This is a genomic window from Leifsonia sp. KNZ13-11D, assembly GCF_056754895.1.
In genome coordinates, this window is the sequence record NZ_JBPGWU010000001.1 from 2532751 (window position 1) to 2552301 (window position 19551).

The window sequence follows — 19551 nt, forward strand, 5'->3', positions numbered from 1 at the left end:
GCCGGCCGCGCCGGTCACGCCCGAGCCGTTCCTGCGTCGGCACGCCGTCGCCGTCGGGATCGTCGCGGCGGTGCTGGCGGTCATCGTCGTCGCCGGCGGCACGGCCTGGGGCGTCTCCGCGGCTGTCGCGAGCACGCAGACCGCGAGCGCACCGATGAACCCGGCCGCGCACGCCGCGAGTGCGAAGTCCTCCGCCCACAAGGCCGGCGCCGGCAAGCACGCCAAGGCCCACGGCGTGCGCGGCACGCTCACCGCGGTCTCGGGCGACACCTGGACCGTCCGGAGCGCCACGGGAACGACCGTGACCGTCACGCTGGACTCGGCGACCACCTTTGGAACCACGAAGTCTCCGGCGACCCGCCAGTCCTTCGCCGTGGGCGACCGCGTCGGCATTCTCGGCACCCGGTCGGGCTCGACGGTCACCGCGAAGAAGGTCGTCCACCTCCACGCCGCCTCGACGGGCACGCCGAGTCCGGCGCCGACCGCCTGATCCGCCATGGGCCGGCCGGTTCTCGGTAACGTCGTCGACATGCAGCTCGATGTCCCCACCTCGGTCGGACCAGGACGCCTCACGGTGTCCGCCGCGCCGGAGCCCACCGCCGTGCTGTGGCTGGGCCACGGCGCGGGCGGCGGCATCGACGCGCCCGACCTGGCCGTGCTGGCGTCGCGGCTGCCGGAGCGCGGGATCACGGTGATCCGCTACGAGCAGCCGTGGCGCGTCGCGGGCAAACGCGTCGCCGCGCGGCCTGCGACCCTCGACGTGGCATGGCTCGAGACCGCGCCGGCCGTCCGTGAGCTGGCGGACGGGCTCCCGCTCGTCGCCGGGGGACGCAGCGCGGGAGCGCGCGTCGCCTGCCGCACCGCCGCATCCACCGCTGCCGCGGGCGTGGTCTGCCTCGCCTTTCCGCTGCACCCGCCGGGCTCACCGGACGCGTCACGCCTCGACGAGCTCCGCGAGCCCACCGTGCCGGTCCTCGTCCTGCAGGGCGGCCGGGACCCCTTCGGCGGGGCCGGGCAGCTCCTCGGCGAGCTCGGGACGCACGACGGCGTCCGGGTGGTCGAGGTGCCCGGCGCCGATCACGGCATGAAGGTGGCGAAGGCGGCCGCGTTCGGGCCGGCGGACGTGCGCGACCTGCTGACCGCGTCGGTCGAAGGGTTCGTGCGCGAGGTCAGTAGTCGCCCTTGACAACGAAGTAGGACCCGCGGATGGTGCCGGCCAGCCGGGACTTCTGGCGCGCGAACTTGAACGCCGAGAGCTCGTCGGGCACCTCCATCCCATCGGAGAGCTTGAACCCGACGGCGCGCTTGCCCGCATCCTCCAGCGTCCAGAGCAGGTTCACCGACAGACCGGACTCGTAGAAGACGTACGTCCAGTCGATGCCCTCGACCTGAAAGCGGGTCGCCTCGAGCGCCGGCGACGCGATCACGATGCCGCGCTCCTCCTCGAGCACCCGGGCCACGCGGGCGACCGCGTCCGCCTCCTCCTCGGCCGTGCCGACGGTGAAGGCGTGGTCGTACTTGTTGCGGAAGTAGCGCGCCTCGTTCGCGCGCAGCCCGGCGAGCGCTTCGGCCACCGGGGACGACTCCAGCCCGACGGTGGACACGTTCTCGAAGTCGACGACGTACGGCATGGGACCCTCCCGGTCTCGCGGCGACGGTGCGCCGCCCGCACCAACCTAGCGTGACGGGTGGATGCCGTGCACGGGCGTGTCCGCCGGGCGCGGCCCGGGAGGGGCGCGAGGATCGTCGGGTGTCCGAGCTGCTGATGCGCATCCACAGTCCCGAATTCCAGGCGATGTCCGAGCGGGTGCTCGAGGCGACCGCTCTCACGTCCCGCCTCAACGTGCTGCCGTTCGACGACGACGCCGGCAAGGCCGAGCTGTTCGAGCGCATCCTCGGCCGCCCGCTGCCGCCGCGTGTGACGATCTACCCGCCGTTCTTCACAGACCACGGGCTCAATCTCGACCTGGCAGAGCGTGTCTTCATCAACCAGAACTGCACGTTCCTCGACTACGCGGGCATCCGCCTGGCCGAGCGCGTCATGGTCGCCCCGAAGGCGACCTTCATCACGGTCGGCCACCCTGTCGACACCGACGACCGCCGCATCTGGCTGACCGGCGGTCCGATCGACGTGGAGGAGAACGTGTGGATCGGCGCGGGCGCCACGATCCTCCCCGGTGTCACGATCGGCCGCGACTCCGTGATCGCGGCGGGCGCCATCGTCGCCGAGGACGTGCCGCCGCGCAGCCTCGTGGCGGGCGGGAAGGCGGTGGTGCGGCGGTCGTGGTGAGGCGCGGCCAGGCCGGCCGCCGCCGGTGCGGCCGCGCCGGTCGCGGGACTGGGCGACCGCCGGGAAGCTCGACTGCTCTGTTCTGCCACCCGGCCGGACGTGCTTGGATAAGCGGGTGGGGCGTCCGACGACCGCCTCACCCGGACCGGCACGTCGCAGGAGCGCGAGTATGGAGTTCGACAGACTGAGCGGGGCGGTGGCCGACTCCGACCCCCAGACGCTGCTGCTCGAACTCATCGACAGCGTCGTCCGTTCGCTCCCGGCCGACGTCTCATCCCGCGTCCTGCTCGTCGAGCGCACCCGGTCGCTGAGCGACTGGATCGCCCAGCGGCCCGGCCCGATCACCCGCCTGCGGCTGGCCGGCCCGACCGAGGCGCTGTCGCTGGAATGGGAGCCGGGACCCCGCTGGACGGCCACGGTGGAGCAACTCTACGGGACGGTCTCGCTGTCGAGCCGCACCATCCCCGTCAGCCACTGGTTGACGTCGTTCGCCCAGCTGGTCACGGCACTCGCCCGGAGCGCCGCCGAGGACGCGGCCGATTCGGAGCGCGCGCTGCAGAAGTTGGGCATCCTGCCGTCGGGCTCGGAGGTCCGCGTCGATGACGCCAACCTCTCGCGTGATCTGTCGACGCTCGCCTCGCGCGTCCGGCGTCGCGTGCCGCCCGAAGCCGCGGAGGCCGTCGAACGGATCGGCGAACTGCTCGCGGACACGCTCCCCCGGGTGGCCGGGTCGGGCGAGCCCGAGGTGATCGTGCGGGTGGCGGCGACCGTGTACCTCCCCGACACGCTGCGGGCCTACCTCGCCCTGCCCGCCGAGTGGGCGGCCGAGCACACGCTCCCCGGCGGTCTCACACCCGCCGAGGCCCTGATCGAGCAGCTCGACGCGCTCGAGACGGCGGCTCGCACGATGAGGGATGCTGCGGTCGAGCGGGACGCGTCGGCCCTGCTGGCCAACGGCCGCTTCCTCGCCGACCGGTTCACCGGGAACCGACGCGAACTCGACCTGCCCTGACGGTGCGCTCCGACCCGTTCGGCTCAGGGGTTGGCGGCGAACTGGTTCGTGAACGACGAGTCCCGGCCGAGGGCGAAATCGACCAGCTTCTGGAACCGATCCGGTTCGATGGCGGCGCTTCTCGCCTGCTCGACCGTGTCGGCCGTCTGGTAGTACAGCTCGTTCCAGTGGCGCGCCTGCGTCTCGCCGCCGTTGGCGTAGAGGATGTTGTTGCTCGTGCGATCCCAGAAGATGCAGATGAACTGCGGCAGCCCGGGCGGCGGAGTGGCGCAGAAGTAGAGCCGGCCGCGTCCCTCCCTCCGGATCGCGCTCGTGCGGGCGGCGGTCGCGCTCGCCGTCGCGGCGATCGCCCGCGCGACCGCGTCGTTGACGATGCGGTCGAGGTCGTCGAGTGAGGCCATGTCGAACTCATCTCCTTGCAGGTAGGGCGGCCGGATGTAGCTGAGGATGTACCCGGCCGAGCGGGTACGGTCGCGCATGTCGTCGCCGGGGTTGGAGTTGGTGCCGCGCGAGGTCACGACGGAGCCGCCCGGCGACACGGCCACGACGATCTCGGTGTGGTCGGGGTCGCCGTCCCCGTCCCAGTCGAACGCCAGCACATCGCCGGGCTGCACACCCGCCGACCCGTCGTGCCAGACATGGCGGTCGCGTCCCCAGTTCTGGATCTGCGACACGTAGGTGTAGTACGGGTTGCCGAACGAGTTCAGCCCGAACAGGTAGTAGCTGACGCAGGCGGCACAATCGTCGTAGCCGCTGTTGCCGCTCGGCCACCACGGGTTCGGCCAGGTGGTGCCGAACGATCGGGCCATCGCGGCGAGCACCTCGCCCGGCGACCGGTTGAGGAGTTCAGGCATCGCGCGGCATCTCCTCGCCGTAGCTGGAGCTGATCGCTGCGGGCGCGGGCGGTTTGGCGGCGTTCAGCGGCGGCGGCAGACCGAGGTCGTCCACCCGGTCGTCCGGTGGGAGATCGTCGTCCGGGTTCCCTGTGTCGTTCGTGGTGCCGTCCCCCGTTCTGGTGCTCGTGGGCGCACGGCCATGGTACGGCCCGGGCACGCGTGGGCGCGAGACGGGATCTGGACGCTGGGCGGCGAGGCCTTGCAGGACCCGGCCGGGCTCTAGGTCAGCAGATCGACAGCGACTCGACCCACGGGCCGAGCGCGTTCGTCCCGCCGATCACGCCGACCTGCGCCGTGCCGGCGGCCGCGAGCGCATCCTCCGTCATCCGCGGGATACACCCGGGAGGGGCCAGATAGAGCGGGGAGCCGGTGCTCGCGGCGAGCGCCGCACCGGAGAGGGCGTCCGCGAACGCGGAGCCGGTCGCGAGGTAGGCGGAGGCGGGGCGGGCGTTCGCATCCTGGCCGACGAGGTATGACGTGCCGTAGCGGTCGCCGCCGCCGAGGCGGGTCACCGCACCGAGCGTCGCCAGCTGCTGGGCGATGCCGTCGGACACCGCATCCGCGCCGCCGACGACAGTGAACGACGTGGTCCCGAGGGTGCGGAGCAGTCCGAGGGTCGCCGGGTCGAGGGTGGATGCCGAGCCGTCGACGAGCACTACCGGCGCTCCGGCGCCTCCCGCGGCGGCCGAGGCGGACAGTGCGTCGGCGAAACCGCGCCCGGTGGCGATGTACGTCCCCTCCTTCGAGGGCAGGAGTCGCGCATAGAGCCCCGACAATGACGCCAACAGCTCCAAGCAACAGACAGATCCCGCTCGCAACGACGAGAACTATCCAATTCCATCGCCCGGTTTTCACCAGATTAGGATTCCCGCGTCTATCGCGACGAGCATCACCAACAAGGACGAGAACTCGGTATTGAACCGGAACTCGGCCATGTTTCGGCGAATTTCGAACGTCACGGCCATGCAGCGTCGAGATCGCGGCTCCTCGCCGGTCGACGTCAATCCAGCGCCACCATATGTCCATCTCGCACTCCGACGTCAGCGAGCTGAGCACACCCAGCTTCGCACCAATTTCTTCGGGGCGGTTCAGACGGCTGCTCGACCCATCGCACACAAGAAGGCGGCGATCCGCGAGGCTAACTCGTCCGATGAGAATGACCGAAGGCTCGGGGTGATCGGCGTTACGACAATCGTCGGCAGAGCGGCACTATTGCGATCGATCTTCAACGCTGAGCGGGTCACAAGTCCCAGTTTCGACGAGGCAACTCCTAGCTCGCGGACTCTGGCAGCTGGAATCAAGTCCAGAAGCCTGGGCTCTCCTACGCCGACGAAGATCCGAATTCCCGTTGCAGCAGCGTCGAGCACCGCGTAACGCACTCCAGAGAGCCCAGATTGCTCGATTCCGAGGCGCGCCCATTGATCGTCAGTAACAGCGACGAGGAGTTGTTCGTTTTCAGGAGGGTTGGCCGAGCGGACCTTGGCCATCATCCTTCGAAGGCTCAGTGCCAGGACGAGATATGCAAGCGCAGCCATCGCGATGCCGATAGCGACGCCCAACAAATAGGGTCGCCATCGGACAGCCTGAGGTGCCGCCAGCATCGATGCAATGGTCGCCAAAAGACCAATTCCGACAAGGGTGTAAATGACCGCTCGCGGCCGAAAACTCACAGATCACCGCCTCGTTGTCTCGGAGTGGGTGCGTTCGGCCCGAAGGTGCGACCCGCACAGCAATCGAATCTAGCGGAAAACCCCAGATCAGCTAGACATTAAATCGGAACTCCACCACATCCCCGTCCTGCATCACATAGTCCTTCCCCTCCATGCGCGCCTTGCCGCGGGAGCGGGCCTCGGCGACGCTTCCGGCGTCCATCAGGTCGTCGAAGGAGATGACCTCCGCCTTGATGAAGCCCTTCTCGAAGTCGGTGTGGATGACGCCGGCCGCCTGCGGGGCCTTCCAGCCCTTGTGGATGGTCCAGGCGCGCGACTCCTTCGGGCCCGCGGTCAGGTAGGTCTGCAGCCCGAGCGTGTCGAAGCCGATGCGGGCGAGCTGGTCGAGGCCGGACTCCTCCTGGCCGGTGGACGCCAGCAGCTCGGCGGCGTCGGCCGCGTCGAGGTCGATGAGCTCCGACTCCAGCTTCGCGTCGAGGAAGACGGCCTGCGCCGGAGCGACCAGGGCCGCTAGCTCGGCGCGGCGCGCCTCGTCGGTGAGCACATCCTCGTCCACGTTGAAGACGTAGATGAACGGCTTCGCGGTGAGGAGCCCGAGCTCGCGCACCGGCTCGAGGTCGATCGAGGACGTCGAGAGCGGCTTGCCCGAGTTGAGGTACTCGATCGCGGCGCGCGCGGTCTCGAGCACGATCGGCTCGAGCTTGCGGCCCCTGACCTCCTTCTCGTAGCGCTGCTCCGCCTTCTCCAGCGTCTGCAGGTCGGCGAGGATGAGCTCGGTGTTGATGGTCTCCATGTCGCCGGCCGGGTCGGTCTTGCCCGCGACATGCACCACATCCGCGTCGCTGAAGCCGCGCACGACCTGCGCGATGGCGTCGGCCTCGCGGATGTTCGCCAGGAACTTGTTGCCCAGGCCCTCGCCCTCGCTGGCGCCCTTCACGATGCCCGCGATGTCGACGAACGACACCGGCGCGGGCACGATCCGCTCGCTGTGGAACAGCTCCGCGAGGCGGTCGAGGCGCGGGTCGGGGAGGTTCACCACGCCGACATTCGGCTCGATGGTCGCGAACGGGTAGTTCGCGGCGAGCGCGTCGTTCTTGGTCAGCGCGTTGAACAGGGTGGACTTGCCCACGTTGGGCAGTCCGACGATTCCGATAGTGAGAGCCACGGTCGTCCATTCTACGGGCCGGGCTCAGCCCTCCCGGGCGGCGCGGTACGAGCGCGTGACGTAGGGAAGCTCGATGGTGTCACGGCCGGCGAGGTCGGGATGCTCGCGCAGCAGACGGCGCAGCGACTGGATGACGGCGGCCTGGCCGTCGGCATCCTTCGTGATGAAGTAGCTGCGCGAACGCGCCAGGTCGAGCAGGCCGTCGTGGCTGAGCGCCTGCACCCAACCCGTCTCGTGCTTCTCCAGCGGCCCGAACGGCTCGGCGAGCACCGGGTCGCCCTCGTCGTCGAAGGAGTACGACCCCGCATCCATCAGCTCGCCCAGCTCGCGCACCCAGCCGACGCTCTCGTCGCGCTCGTTCCAGATCAGCCCCAGCCGGCCTCCTGCGCGCAGCACGCGGGCCACCTCGGGGATCGCGCGCTGCGCATCCACCCAGTGCCACGCCTGGGCGACCACCACCAGCCCGAACGCCGAATCGGGGAAAGGGATGCGCTCGGCGCTCCCCTCGCGCGCGTCCACGTCCGGCAGGCGCTCGCCGAGCACGCGGAGCATCTCGGGCGACGGGTCGACGGCGGACACCTCGAAACCGCGCTCGACCAGCGCCGCGGTGAGCTTGCCCGTCCCCGCACCCAGGTCGAGCACCGGACCCTCGACGCCCACGGTGAGCCAGCTCACCGCATCCGCCGGATAGGACGGCCGCGCCGCGTCGTAGACGTCGGCGGCCCGGTCGAACGAGGCCGCATGGAGGTCGCGCTGGTGACGGGATCGCATGCCGCCGATGGTACGCGCCGGGCGCTCGAGCCCGCTTCTTCGCATCGCGTGGCCGGACGCGGGCGGGATGCGGCGGCACGCGGGCGGGATGCCGGGCGGCGTCGGTGGGCCGTGTCAGCATGACGACGTGACCCTGGACTTCACCGCCATCGACTTCGAGACCGCCAACTCCTCCCCCGCCTCCGCGTGCTCGGTCGGGTTGGTGAAGGTGCGGGACGGCAAGGTCGTCGACCGTGCGGGATGGTTCATCCGTCCGCCGCTCGGGCACGACCACTTCCAGGAGTGGAACATCCGCATCCACGGCATCCAGCCCCACCAGGTGGCGGACGCGGCGGGCTGGGTCGACCAGCTGGCCGACCTCGTCGAGTTCGCCGAAGACGACCACCTCGTGGCCCACAACGCCGGGTTCGACATGGGCGTCATCCGCGCCGCCTGCCAGGCCACGCTGGTCGCCTGCCCCGACTACAGCTACCTGTGCAGCCTCCAGGTCGCCCGGCGCACCTACACCCTCGAGTCGTACCGTCTGCCGGTCGCGGCGATGGCGGCGGGATTCGACGGGTTCCAGCACCACGACGCCCTCGCCGACGCGGAGGCCTGCGCGGCGATCGTCATCCACGCGGCGCGACGTCACGAGGCCGCGACGATCGCGGACCTCTCGGCGCTGACCGGCGCCCGCCTCGGCCGGATCGGCGTGCCCGTCGCCGCCTGACGGTTTTCGTCGCGGGATGCGCGCCGCGTCGTGAGCAGCTGTCGCCGCTCGCGTCGGATGCGCGCATCCACTCACGACTCGCGGACCCGGCGACCCCCAGTGTCGGCGGCCTCTGACACACTCAGGGCATGGACATCCTCGCCCTGCTCCTCGGCCTCCTGATCGGGCTCATCGCCGGCGCCGTCGGCGCGGGCTTCGCCGCCGCGAAGCTCATGCGCACGCGGTCCGCCGCCGAGCCCGCGGCGCCGCTGGTCGACCCGGCCGTGCTGGCCGCGCAGCATCAGGCCGAGCTGGCCGAGCTGCGCGCGACGGAGGCAGCGGTGCAGTCGGAGATCCGCGCCGACCTCGCCGCTGCGCACGGCCGCGTCGACGCCCTGCAGGAGCAGCTGCTCACCGCCCAGCAGCAGTACCGCGAGACGGTGGAGCGGCACCGCGCCGAGGCGGAGGCGCGCGCCGCCCAGGAGCGCGCCGAGAGCAAGGTGCTGCAGGCGCTCGCCCCGGTGCGCGAGAGCCTGAGCGACATGCAGCGCAAGGTGGTCGAGCTCGAGACGCAGCGCAACCAGCAGCACGGTCAGCTGACCCAGCAGCTGCGATCCGCCGCCGAGTCGGAGGAGCGCCTGCGCAGCACGGCAGAGGCCCTGGCGTCGGCTCTGCGGTCGAACAGCACCCGCGGAGTCTGGGGCGAGACCCAGCTTCGGAGCGTCGTAGAGGCCGCGGGCCTGCTGGAGCGCGTGGACTTCGACGTGCAGTCGAGCATCCACTCGGAGTCCGGCGCAGGTCGCCCCGACATGATCGTGCGGCTGCCCGGCGGCAAGAACATCGCACTCGACGCCAAGGTGCCGTTCAACGCATACCTCGAGGCCAGCCAGATCCCCGCGACCGCGACCGGACCGGAGGGCGCCCAGCGCGAGGCGCTGCTCAAGCAGCACGTCAAGGCCGTGCGCGACCACATCACGGCGCTCGGCAGCAAGGCGTACTGGACGGGCCTGGAGTCGTCGCCCGAACTGGTCATCGCCTTCATCCCGAGCGAGTCGCTCGTCTCGTCGGCGCTGGAGGCGGACCCCTCGATCATGGAGTTCGCCTTCGGCAAGCGCGTCGCGCTCGCCTCGCCGGTGACGCTGTGGTCGGTGCTCAAGACGGTGGCGTTCAGCTGGCAGCAGGATGTGCTCACCCAGGAAGCGAAGCAGCTCTTCGACCTGAGCCGCACCCTGTACAGCCGGCTCGCCACCACGGCGGGTCACATCGAGAAGCTCGGGCGTTCGCTGGAGCGCACGGTCAAGGATTACAACGGCTTCGTCGGGTCCTTCGAGCGTCAGGTGTTCCCGGCCGCCCGCAAGCTCAACGCGCTCGACGAGACCAAGGTGATCGGGGTGCTCGACGGCATCGAGGAGGCGCCGCGCGAGCTGACCGCCTTCGAGCTCGTCAGCGAGCTGGAGCCGCGCGACATGCACGGCATCGACAAGCTGGCGATCGAGGAACAGGAGCGGGCGCACGCACGGGAAGCCGAGCGCGACAGCGGCGCGGCGTAGCCCGTCAGAGCTGGTCGGGCTCCAGCCACTTCTCCGCGAGGTGGTCGGCGATCACACGGCGCACGGTGCCCGACTTCGACCGCAGCACGATCGACTCGGTCCGGATGATCGGGCCCTTGCGGCGGACGCCCTCGACCAGGCCGCCATCGGTGACGCCGGTCGCCACGAAGAAGGTGTTGTCGCCCTTCACCAGGTCGTCCGCGTCGTAGATCTTGTCCATGTCGAGGCCGGCGGCGATCCCGCCGGCGCGCTCGGCGTCGTCCTTCGGCGCAAGCCGGCCCTGCATGAAGCCGCCCAGCGCCTTGATCGCGCACGCCGTGGTGATGCCCTCCGGGCTCCCGCCGATGCCCACGCACATGTCGATGCGCGACTCGTACCGCGCCGCGTTGATGCCGCCTGCGACGTCCCCGTCGAGCAGCAGGCGCGTGCCGGCGCCGGCCGCGCGGATCTCCTCGATCAGCCCCTCGTGGCGCGGCCGGTCCAGCACGGCGACCCGGATCTCGCCCACCGGCTTGCCCTTCGCCTTCGCCAGCTCGCGGATGTTGTCACCGATCGGCTGCGACAGGTCCACGACCCCGCGCCCCTCGGCCCCGGTGACGATCTTCGACATGTAGAAGACGGAGGACGCATCCAGCATCGTGCCGCGGTCGGACACGGCGATCACGGACAGCGCGTTCTGCCGCCCGGCCGCGGTCAGCGACGTCCCGTCGATCGGGTCGACCGCGATATCCACCGCCGGTCCCCGACCGTTTCCGACGTGCTCGCCGTTGAACAGCATCGGCGCGTTGTCCTTCTCACCCTCGCCGATCACGATCACGCCGTCGAAGTTGACCGTTCCCAGGAACTTGCGCATCGCATCCACCGCCGCGCCGTCGGCCGCGTTCTTGTCGCCGCGCCCGATCCACGGGGTCGCCCGGATGGCTGCCGCCTCGGTTGCGCGCACCAGCTCCATGGCCAGATTCCGGTCGGGATGCGTGAAGTGGGGTGCGCTGTCGGTGCTGGTCATGGTGGGTCCTCCCGGACGGATGCGGAACGTCGTCGTCAACGCCGGCGCGGGCGTCGCGTCCGGACGCTGCCAGTGTATCGACCGGGTCCCGGCCCGTCAGGTGGTGCACGGATGTCCAGATCCGCTCACAGGCGGCGGCTTCTCCACAGAAGCCGCCCGGCCCCGCGATCCCGGATCGGGCGTCCGACCGCCTCGGTATGATGAGGGCGTTCGACACCCCCATCCCAAGGAGCTGCAATGCCCATCGCCACGCCGGACCAGTACGCAGAGATGCTCGACAAAGCGAAGGCCGGCGGGTTCGCCTACCCCGCGTTCAACGTGTCGTCGTCGCAGACCATCAATGCGGTGCTGCAGGGCCTGACCGAGGCGGGCAGCGACGGCATCATCCAGGTGACGACCGGCGGCGCGGACTACTTCGCCGGCCAGACCGTCAAGGCGCGTGCCACCGGTGCGCTCGCGTTCGCGCGGTTCGCCACGGAGGTCGCCAAGAACTACCCCATCACCGTCGCCCTCCACACCGACCACTGCCCGAAGAACGCGCTCGACGACTTCGTGCTGCCGCTCATCGCCGCCTCCGAGGAGGAGGTGAAGGCGGGCCGCAACCCGATCTTCCAGTCGCACATGTGGGACGGCTCGGCCGTGCCGCTCGACGAGAACCTCGAGATCGCGCAGGAGATGCTGAAGCGCACCAAGGCGATCAACGCCATCCTCGAGGTCGAGATCGGCGTCGTCGGCGGCGAGGAGGACGGGGTGCGGCACGAGGGCTCGAACGAAGCCCTCTACACGACCCTCGCCGACGCGGAGAAGGCGGTCGACGCCCTCGGGCTCGGCGAGAAGGGCCGCTACATGGCCGCCCTCACCTTCGGCAACGTCCACGGCGTCTACAAGCCCGGCAACGTCAAGCTGCGCCCGGAGCTGCTCAAGGAGATCCAGGACGGCCTGGCCGCCAAGTACGGCCACGGCCCGAAGCCGCTCGACCTCGTCTTCCATGGCGGCTCGGGCTCGACCGACGCGGAGATCGCCGAGGCGGTCCGCAACGGCGTCGTGAAGATGAACATCGACACCGACACGCAGTACGCCTTCACCCGGTCCGTCGCCGGCTACATGTTCGAGAACTATGACGGCGTGCTCAAGATCGACGGCGAGGTGGGCAACAAGAAGGCCTACGACCCGCGCGCGTGGGGCAAGGTCGCCGAGACCGGTATGGCCGCACGCGTCGTGGAGGCGACACAGCAGCTCGGCTCGGCCGGACACTCCGGCAAGTAGCCAGCGCGGCGGCGAGGCGTCGAAGACGTCACGCCGCCGCCCCACCACCCAGCGAGGAGGCGCCCCGCGATGGCCGAGCAGGAATCGCAGCCGGACGACCGGCCGCGCCCCCAGTACGGGGAGCTGGCCCCACCCGGCTGGGTGTGGCATCCCCCGGCCGATGCCGACCGGCTGGACACGTCGCGCCCACTGGAGCGGGAGGGCGACGGCGACGACGAGTACGACCGCGCCGGCGCACCGCCCGCGGGCGCGCGGGTGCCGGGGCCGCAGCCGCCCTACGGCCAGCGGCCCGACGGCCGCCCCCACGGAATCCCCGGAGCGCCCGGCCCGGGCGACGGCCCCGGTCAGCCGGCCCCGACCTGGAACCTGACCCTCACCGTCCTGCTCGGCGTCTTCGGCTTCTTCGGGATGTCGTACTCGGTCGCCACGCTGCAGGCGATCCCCGCCTCGATGCAGCTGCTGCACAGCACGAACGGTCTCGGCGACTACACGCCGGCCCCGGTCGTCGGCACGCTGGTGCTCGTCGGTTCGATCCTCATGGCCGTCATCTGGGTCGCGTCGGCAGTCATCGCCACGCTGCTGCTGGTCCGGAGGAGGCTGGCGTTCTGGGTGCCGCTCGTCGCCGGGATCATCGCGATGGTCGTCCTGCTCATCTTCGCGGGAGCCGTGCTCGCCACGGATCCGGTGCTGCTCGGCTTCTACAGCGGCACGACCGCGCCCGGCACGCCGACCCCCACCAACTCCCCGACGCAGAACTCCTGACGTCGCGCCGGGAGCGACAGGCGGGATCAGCGCCCGGCGGGATCACCGCCCGCGACCGGGATCACCGCCCGCGACCGGGATCAGCGCCCGCGACCGCCGAGCGCCCGCGCGTCCTGCTTGCCCGTGATGTCCTTGCGGAGCTCCTTCGGCAGCGAGAACATGAGGTCCTCCTCCGCCGTCTTGACCTCCTGCACGTCGCGGTATCCGGCGCCCGCCAGGTCGTCGAGCACCTCCTGCACGAGCACCTCGGGCACCGAGGCACCGCTGGTGACGCCGATGGATGCCGCTCCGTCGAGCCACTCCTGCTTGATCTCGCTCGCGTAATCCACCCGGTAGGCGGCCTTCGCGCCGTACTCGAGCGCGACCTCGACGAGCCGGACCGAGTTCGACGAGTTCGCCGAGCCGACGACGATGACGAGATCCGCCTGCTCGGCCACCTTCTTGATGGCGACCTGGCGGTTCTGGGTGGCGTAGCAGATGTCGTCGCTGGGCGGGTCCTGCAGGTTCGGGAAGCGCTCGCGCAGACGGCGCACCGTCTCCATCGTCTCGTCGACCGACAGCGTGGTCTGCGAGAGCCACACGACCTTGTCCGGGTCCTTCACGACGATCGAGTCGACGTCGTCCGGACCGTACACCAGGGTGACGTGGTCGGGCGCCTCGCCCGCGGTCCCCTCGACCTCCTCATGCCCGGCGTGGCCGATGAGGAGGATCTGGAAGTCGTCGCGCGAGAACCGCACGGCCTCGCGGTGCACCTTCGTCACCAGGGGGCACGTCGCGTCGATGGCGCGAAGCCCGCGATCGGCGGCGGCGTCGACGACGGCCGGCGAAACACCGTGGGCGGAGAACACCACGTGCGCGCCCGTCGGGACCTCGTCGACCTCATCCACGAAGATCGCGCCCTGCTGCTCCAGCTCGGAGACGACGTGCACATTGTGGACGATCTGCTTGCGCACGTAGACCGGAGCGCCGTACAGGTCGAGCGCCTTCTCGACGGCGACCACGGCCCGGTCGACGCCGGCGCAGTAACCGCGGGGCGCTGCCAGCAGCACCCGCTTATGTCCGACGACCGGGTTATCCTGAAGCCGTCGCCTGGCGCCGGGAATGCGCGGCATCGGGAGGCTGATGGTTGCGTCGCTCACCCCTCGATCCTACGTGAGCGCGCTGAACACGGAATGGGAGCACCCGGTGAGCCAAACCTCGACGGCGCCGACCTCCACGGTCGCCATGCAGGCCGCTCCCCCGACGGTCGACGCCCCCTGGCCCGTCGCGCTGCTCAACAGCAAGATCAAGGGATGGATCGACCGCCTCGGCACCGCATGGGTCGAGGGCGAGATCACCCAGTGGGGCATCTCCGGCGGCAATGTCTACGGCAAGCTGAAAGACCTGAACGAGGACGCGACGATCAGCTTCACCATCTGGTCGTCGGTGAAGGCCCGCATCCCGGCCGACCTGAAGCAGGGCGACCGCGTGGTCGCCGCCATCAAGCCGAACTTCTGGGTCAAGGGCGGCACCCTGACCATGCAGGTCTACGACATGAAGCACGTCGGCCTCGGCGACCTCCTCGAGCGCCTGGAGCGCCTGCGCCAGCAGCTCGCCGCCGAGGGCCTGTTCGCGGTCGAGCGCAAGAAGCGCCTCCCGTTCCTCCCGCACACCATCGGTCTGGTGACGGGCAAAGACTCCGACGCCGAGAAGGATGTGCTCCGCAACGCGCAGCTGCGCTGGCCGCAGGTGCGGTTCCGGGTGCTGCACGCCGCCGTGCAGGGCGAGCGCACGGTGACCGAGGTGGTCTCCGCGATCCGCACCCTCGACGCCGACCCCGAGGTCGAGGTCATCATCGTGGCGCGCGGCGGCGGAGACTTCCAGAACCTGCTCGGCTTCAGCGACGAGCGCCTGGTGCGGGCCGCCGCAGCGGCCGTGACCCCGATCGTCAGCGCGATCGGGCACGAGGCCGACCGCCCGCTGCTCGACGAGGTGGCCGACCTCCGCGCATCCACACCGACGGACGCGGCCAAGCGGGTCGTGCCGGATGTCGCCGAAGAGCTCGCCCGGGTGCAGCAGGCACGGGCGAGGCTGGGGATGCGCGTCACGCAGCGCATCGCCCACGAGATCGACCGGATCGGGCACCTGCGCACCCGGCCCGTCCTCGCCTCCCCCTCGTGGATCGTGGACTCGCGCGCGGAGGAGCTGACCCGGTTCGTCGCGCGCGGGACCGAGCTCGTGGGCCGTTGCGTCGAACGCGAGACCACGCGCGTCGCAGAACTGCGCGGTCAGCTCCGCGCCCTCTCCCCCCAAGGCACTCTCGACCGCGGCTACGCGATCGTCCAGACGGCCGCCGGTCACGTCGTCACCGAGCCGGCCGAGGCGCCGGAGGGCACCTCGCTGCGGCTGACGGTCTCCGGCGGCTCGCTGGGCGCCACCGCCGGTGCGGAGTTGCCCTCACCCGCCGGCCATGACGGGTTGTCCACAGGCGGGACCGCACAGCCAGCGGGCGCACAGCGAGCCAAATAGAATGGATGCCATGCCCACTCCCGAGACGTCGTCCCCTGCCGGGGATCCGCTCAGCGCTCTCAGCTACGAGGAGGCGCGCGACGAGCTGATCCGCGTGGTCGGCGAGCTCGAGCAGGGCACCGCCACCCTCGAGGAGTCGATCTCGCTGTGGGAGCGCGGCGAGGCCCTCGCGCGGCACTGCGAGGAGTGGCTGATCGGGGCGAAGGCCCGTCTCGACGCGGCACGCGCCGGCGCCGGCGCAGCAGCGCCCTCCGGTGCAGCAGCGCCTTCCGGCGCAGCAGCGCCCTCCGGTGCAGCAGCGCCTTCCGGCGCGGCAGCGCCCTCCGGCGCGGCAGCGCCCTCCGGCGCATCGGGGGCGTTCGACGGCGAATGAGCCCCCGCAACAAGCCGCCGGCGGTCGTCGCGGAGCTCGGCCGGCCCGAGACTCCCGAGGAGACCGCCGCCCGTAAGGCCCAGAACTCGGCCAACCACCGCAACCGCCAGACGATCAACAACCTCGTCTACTCGCTGCTCGCCACCCTGGCGATCGTCGCGGTCATCGTCCTGATCGTCCCGCGGGGCAACCCGACCGCGACCCAGCCGGCCGTCGACTACGCGACGGTCGCGCAGCAGGCGCAGGGCAGCGAGCCCGACCGGCTGCTCGTGCCGAAGCTGCCGTCCACGTGGTCCTCCAACAACGCCGAGCTGCGCACGAAGACCCCGGACAAGGTCGACTCCTGGTACATCGGCCTTCTCACGCCGAAGCAGCAGTACATCGGCATCACCCAGGGCTTCGGCGCCAACGACAGCTGGGTCGCCGACCAGGTGAACCAGTCGACGATCAAGGGGACGCGCGAGATCGACGGCGTGACCTGGGACGTCTACGACAACCGCACATCCAGCTCGGACAACGGCAACGTGGCGTACGCGCTCGTCAACCGGTCCGGCGACAGCTCGATCATCGTCTTCGGCACCGCCGACGACGCCGAGTTCCGCACGGTGGCGACATCGCTCGCCGGCCAGATCCGTTCACTCGCAGGAGGACAGTAGTGCCAACGACCCGCCCAGGAAGAGTCTGGACCGCGATGCTCGACGGCAACGCCCGCTTCGTCGCCGGCGAGCCCAAGCATCCTCACCAGGATGTCGCGCGGCGGGAGGTCGTCGCCGGCGGCCAGGAGCCCGTCGCCGCGATCTTCGGGTGCGCCGACTCCCGGCTCGCCGCCGAGATCATCTTCGACCTCGGCCTCGGCGACGCCTTCGTGGTCCGGAACGCCGGTCAGGTCGTCTCCGACTCGGTGATCGGGTCGCTGGAGTACGCGGTCGCCGTGCTGCACGTGCCGCTGATCCTCGTGCTCGGCCACGACAGCTGCGGCGCGGTCGCCGCGGCCATCGGATCGCAGGCGGCGGACGCCGATCCGCTGCCGCCGCACATCGCGCAGCTCATCCAGCCGATCCTCCCCGCCGTGCACCGCGTGGCGGGCGAGGGCGCCGTCGACCCCGCCGCCGTCGACGCGAGCGAGGTCGGCCGGGAGCACCTCCGTGACACCGTGTCCGAGCTCCTCGCGCAGTCCGAGATCATCAGCTCTGCGGTCGCCGAGAACACGCTCGCGATCGTCGGCGCCAACTACCGGCTCGCCGAGGGCCGGGTCGTGCCCGACGTCGTCGTCGGTCTGCGCAACTGACCAGCTCCCGCCAACAGAAAGGAAATACACACCGTGGTGGACACCCAGGCGGACGCCGAATACCGCATCGAACACGACACGATGGGCGAGGTGCGCGTCCCGAAGGACGCCCTGTACGGCGCGCAGACGCAGCGCGCCGTCGAGAACTTCCCCATCTCGGGCTCGGTGCTCGAGCCGGCCCAGATCGCCGCACTGGCCCGCATCAAGAAGTCGGCCGCGCTCGCGAACGCCCGCCTCGGCGTACTCGACCAGGACGTGGCCGACGCGATCGCGTCCGCCGCCGACGAGGTCGCCGCGGGTTCGCACGACGCCGAGTTCCCGATCGACGTCTACCAGACCGGATCGGGCACGTCGTCGAACATGAACATGAACGAGGTGCTCGCGACCCTCGCGTCCGAGCGCCTGGGCCGTCCGGTGCACCCGAACGACCACGTCAATGCGTCGCAGTCCTCGAACGACGTCTTCCCGACCTCGGTGCACATCGCCGTCACCGGCGCTCTGACCGATGACCTCATCCCGGCGCTCGATCACCTCGCGGTCGCGCTGGAGGAGAAGGCGGAGCTGTGGGCGGAGGCCGTGAAGAGCGGACGCACGCACCTCATGGACGCCACGCCCGTCACCCTCGGCCAGGAGTTCGGGGGTTACGCCGCGCAGGTGCGTTACGGCATCGAACGCATCCGCGCCGCGCTCCCCCGCGTCGCCGAGGTGCCCCTCGGCGGGACCGCCGTCGGCACGGGCATCAACACCCCGCTCGGGTTCCCGCAGCTCGTCATCGAGCTGCTGACCCAGGAGACCGAGCTGCCGATCACGGAGGCGCGCAACCACTTCGAGGCCCAGGCCAACCGCGACGCGCTGGTCGAGGCGTCCGGCGCGCTGCGCACCATCGCGGTCTCGCTGACCAAGATCTCGAACGACCTCCGCTGGATGGGCTCCGGCCCGAACACCGGACTCGGCGAGCTGCACATCCCGGACCTCCAGCCGGGCTCGTCGATCATGCCGGGCAAGGTCAACCCGGTCATCCCGGAGGCGGTTCTCATGGTGGCCGCGCGGGTCATCGGCAACGACGCGACCATCGCCTGGAGCGGCGCATCGGGCCTCTTCGAGCTGAATGTTGCCATCCCGGTCATGGGCACCGCGCTGCTCGAGTCGATCCGACTGCTCACGCAGGCCAGCCGCGTACTCGCCGACAAGACGATCCGGGGCCTCGAGGCCAACCTGGAGCGGGCGCGCGCGTTCGCCGAGTCCAGCCCGTCCATCGTCACCCCGCTGAACCGCGTGATCGGCTACGAGGCGGCCGCGAAGGTCGCCAAGCACGCCGTCGCCAAGGGCATCACCGTGCGCGAGGCCGTCATCGACCTCGGCTTCGTCGACCGCGGCGAGGTCACCCTGGAGCAGCTCGACTCCGCCCTCGACGTCCTCTCCATGACCCACCCCGGCTGACCCCCTCCCCCCACCGTCGAGTACACGAAAACTGCACGCGGAGACCGCTCTCCGCGTGCAGTTTTCGTGTACTCGGGGGCGCCCCACCATCGGTTCTTCAGTTCATCCGAGCAGCGGCGGCGTGTCGGCGGATTAACTGAGGAAGCGACGACGGGGCGGGGGTTGGGCGCAGGCGTCCTAGAGTCGAGGGATGCTGTTGTATACGGATGCGCTGCAGAGGCGGCCGCGGCGCGTGCTGGTCGCGGGAGTGGCCGGCAGCGGCAAGACCACGCTCGCGGGCCGGATCGCCCGGCTGACGGGCGGTCCGCACACCGAGATCGACGGCCTCTTCCATGGCCCGGACTGGCATCCCCACCCGGAGTTCGTGGCGAATGTGGAGGCGTTCACGGCCGAGGAGGCCTGGACGACCGAGTGGCAGTACTCAAGCACGCGCGAACTTCTGGCTCAGCGCGCGGACCTCCTGGTCTGGCTCGACCTCCCCTTCCTCCGCGTAACTCTGCCTCGCGTGGTGCGCCGCACCGTCGTCCGCCGCATCCGCCGGATCGAGCTGTGGAACGGCAACCGCGAGCCGGGGTTGGCCACGTTCTTCACCGACCGCGAGCACATCGTGCGCTGGTCGATCTCGACCCGCGACACGTATGCGGAGCGCGTCCCGGCTGCGGAGCGCGCGCATCCGCACCTCGTCGTCGTCCGCCTCCGCTCCCCGCGCGAGGTAGAGCGCTGGCTCTCCGGCCCCCTCGCGGCCGCCACCCGCTAGCCGCCCCGCGAGCCCCGCGCCCCCGCCGCCGAGTACACGAAAACTGCACGCGGAAACCGTTCTCCGCGTGCAGTTTTCGTGTACTCGACGGGGGTTGCCCGGGGTGCGG

21 protein-coding genes and 1 pseudogene are annotated in these 19551 nt (G+C 70.6%); 14 read left to right on the plus strand and 8 right to left on the minus strand.

Annotated features, from left to right (window positions below; translation table 11 throughout):
* Positions 1-70: 70 nt before the first annotated feature.
* Positions 71-490, plus strand: a complete 420-nt coding sequence (locus ACR9Y5_RS12560; protein WP_481298258.1) for a DUF5666 domain-containing protein — start codon at positions 71-73, stop codon at positions 488-490.
* Between the two features lie 39 nt (positions 491-529).
* Positions 530-1186: an alpha/beta hydrolase family protein gene (locus ACR9Y5_RS12565; protein ID WP_481298259.1), complete on the plus strand. Its 657-nt coding sequence runs from the start codon at positions 530-532 to the stop codon at positions 1184-1186.
* On the opposite strand, the gene ACR9Y5_RS12570 is transcribed toward ACR9Y5_RS12565, so the two are convergent.
* Positions 1170-1631 carry a phage tail protein gene (locus tag ACR9Y5_RS12570; protein ID WP_481298260.1) on the minus strand — a complete coding sequence of 154 codons (462 nt, stop codon included), beginning with the start codon at positions 1629-1631 and terminating at the stop codon, positions 1170-1172. The two genes, ACR9Y5_RS12565 and ACR9Y5_RS12570, sit on opposite strands and share 17 nt — an antisense overlap.
* Positions 1632-1750: 119 nt before the next feature.
* On the opposite strand from ACR9Y5_RS12570, the gene ACR9Y5_RS12575 reads away from it, so the two are divergent.
* Both ACR9Y5_RS12575 and ACR9Y5_RS12580 read left to right on the plus strand, forming a co-directional pair.
* Positions 1751-2290 (plus strand): sugar O-acetyltransferase, encoded by a 540-nt coding sequence (locus tag ACR9Y5_RS12575; RefSeq protein WP_481298261.1) that lies wholly within the window; start codon positions 1751-1753, stop codon positions 2288-2290.
* A gap of 169 nt (positions 2291-2459) precedes the next feature.
* Complete coding sequence (locus ACR9Y5_RS12580; protein ID WP_481298262.1) at positions 2460-3302, plus strand: hypothetical protein; 843 nt, start codon at positions 2460-2462, stop codon at positions 3300-3302.
* A gap of 23 nt (positions 3303-3325) precedes the next feature.
* Here ACR9Y5_RS12580 and ACR9Y5_RS12585 read toward each other — a convergent pair whose 3' ends face one another.
* From ACR9Y5_RS12585 to ACR9Y5_RS12605, 5 genes are all read right to left on the minus strand, one after another.
* A complete protein-coding gene (locus ACR9Y5_RS12585) occupies positions 3326-4156 on the minus strand; it encodes a CHAP domain-containing protein (protein WP_481298263.1) in 831 nt (276 codons plus the stop codon).
* Positions 4157-4422: 266 nt separating this feature from the next.
* On the minus strand, positions 4423-4983 hold the full coding sequence (locus ACR9Y5_RS12590; RefSeq protein WP_481298264.1) for a cell wall-binding repeat-containing protein: 561 nt from the start codon (positions 4981-4983) through the stop codon (positions 4423-4425).
* A gap of 303 nt (positions 4984-5286) precedes the next feature.
* Positions 5287-5868, minus strand: coding sequence for a hypothetical protein (locus tag ACR9Y5_RS12595; RefSeq protein WP_481298265.1), 582 nt, complete (start codon positions 5866-5868; stop codon positions 5287-5289).
* Positions 5869-5959: 91 nt separating this feature from the next.
* Positions 5960-7033 carry a redox-regulated ATPase YchF gene (gene ychF / locus ACR9Y5_RS12600; protein ID WP_481298266.1) on the minus strand — a complete coding sequence of 358 codons (1074 nt, stop codon included), beginning with the start codon at positions 7031-7033 and terminating at the stop codon, positions 5960-5962.
* 24 nt (positions 7034-7057) lie between these two features.
* Positions 7058-7804, minus strand: a complete 747-nt coding sequence (locus ACR9Y5_RS12605; protein ID WP_481298267.1) for a class I SAM-dependent methyltransferase — start codon at positions 7802-7804, stop codon at positions 7058-7060.
* 127 nt (positions 7805-7931) lie between these two features.
* On the opposite strand from ACR9Y5_RS12605, the gene ACR9Y5_RS12610 reads away from it, so the two are divergent.
* Both ACR9Y5_RS12610 and ACR9Y5_RS12615 read left to right on the plus strand, forming a co-directional pair.
* A complete protein-coding gene (locus tag ACR9Y5_RS12610) occupies positions 7932-8513 on the plus strand; it encodes an exonuclease domain-containing protein (RefSeq protein ID WP_481298268.1) in 582 nt (193 codons plus the stop codon).
* 128 nt (positions 8514-8641) lie between these two features.
* Complete coding sequence (locus ACR9Y5_RS12615) at positions 8642-10042, plus strand: DNA recombination protein RmuC (protein WP_481298269.1); 1401 nt, start codon at positions 8642-8644, stop codon at positions 10040-10042.
* A 4-nt stretch (positions 10043-10046) separates the two neighbouring features.
* On the opposite strand, the gene glpX is transcribed toward ACR9Y5_RS12615, so the two are convergent.
* Entirely contained in the window at positions 10047-11048 is a 1002-nt protein-coding gene (gene glpX / locus ACR9Y5_RS12620) for a class II fructose-bisphosphatase (RefSeq protein WP_481298270.1), read from the minus strand.
* 237 nt (positions 11049-11285) lie between these two features.
* On the opposite strand from glpX, the gene fbaA reads away from it, so the two are divergent.
* Complete coding sequence (gene fbaA, locus ACR9Y5_RS12625) at positions 11286-12314, plus strand: class II fructose-bisphosphate aldolase (protein ID WP_481298271.1); 1029 nt, start codon at positions 11286-11288, stop codon at positions 12312-12314.
* Between the two features lie 69 nt (positions 12315-12383).
* The gene (locus ACR9Y5_RS12630) at positions 12384-13076 is read left to right on the plus strand and encodes a DUF6264 family protein (RefSeq protein WP_481298272.1); all 693 of its coding nucleotides are present in this window, start codon (positions 12384-12386) and stop codon (positions 13074-13076) included.
* Positions 13077-13156: 80 nt separating this feature from the next.
* On the opposite strand, the gene ACR9Y5_RS12635 is transcribed toward ACR9Y5_RS12630, so the two are convergent.
* Positions 13157-14188, minus strand: coding sequence for a 4-hydroxy-3-methylbut-2-enyl diphosphate reductase (locus tag ACR9Y5_RS12635; RefSeq protein ID WP_481299574.1), 1032 nt, complete (start codon positions 14186-14188; stop codon positions 13157-13159).
* 112 nt (positions 14189-14300) lie between these two features.
* Between ACR9Y5_RS12635 and xseA the strand changes: the two genes are divergently transcribed.
* The 6 genes and pseudogenes from xseA to ACR9Y5_RS12665 all read left to right on the plus strand — a co-directional run bounded on the left by xseA (position 14301) and on the right by ACR9Y5_RS12665 (position 19442).
* Positions 14301-15584: an exodeoxyribonuclease VII large subunit gene (gene xseA, locus ACR9Y5_RS12640; RefSeq protein ID WP_481299575.1), complete on the plus strand. Its 1284-nt coding sequence runs from the start codon at positions 14301-14303 to the stop codon at positions 15582-15584.
* Positions 15585-15594: 10 nt separating this feature from the next.
* Positions 15595-15849: pseudogene (locus ACR9Y5_RS12645) on the plus strand (exodeoxyribonuclease VII small subunit); the annotation flags it as partial.
* A gap of 104 nt (positions 15850-15953) precedes the next feature.
* The gene (locus tag ACR9Y5_RS12650; protein ID WP_481298273.1) at positions 15954-16613 is read left to right on the plus strand and encodes a DUF4245 domain-containing protein; all 660 of its coding nucleotides are present in this window, start codon (positions 15954-15956) and stop codon (positions 16611-16613) included.
* Positions 16614-16648: 35 nt separating this feature from the next.
* Entirely contained in the window at positions 16649-17245 is a 597-nt protein-coding gene (locus ACR9Y5_RS12655; RefSeq protein ID WP_481299576.1) for a carbonic anhydrase, read from the plus strand.
* Positions 17246-17278: 33 nt separating this feature from the next.
* Positions 17279-18685, plus strand: a complete 1407-nt coding sequence (locus tag ACR9Y5_RS12660; RefSeq protein WP_481298274.1) for a class II fumarate hydratase — start codon at positions 17279-17281, stop codon at positions 18683-18685.
* Between the two features lie 190 nt (positions 18686-18875).
* The gene (locus ACR9Y5_RS12665; RefSeq protein WP_481298275.1) at positions 18876-19442 is read left to right on the plus strand and encodes a P-loop NTPase family protein; all 567 of its coding nucleotides are present in this window, start codon (positions 18876-18878) and stop codon (positions 19440-19442) included.
* Positions 19443-19551: the final 109 nt, after the last annotated feature.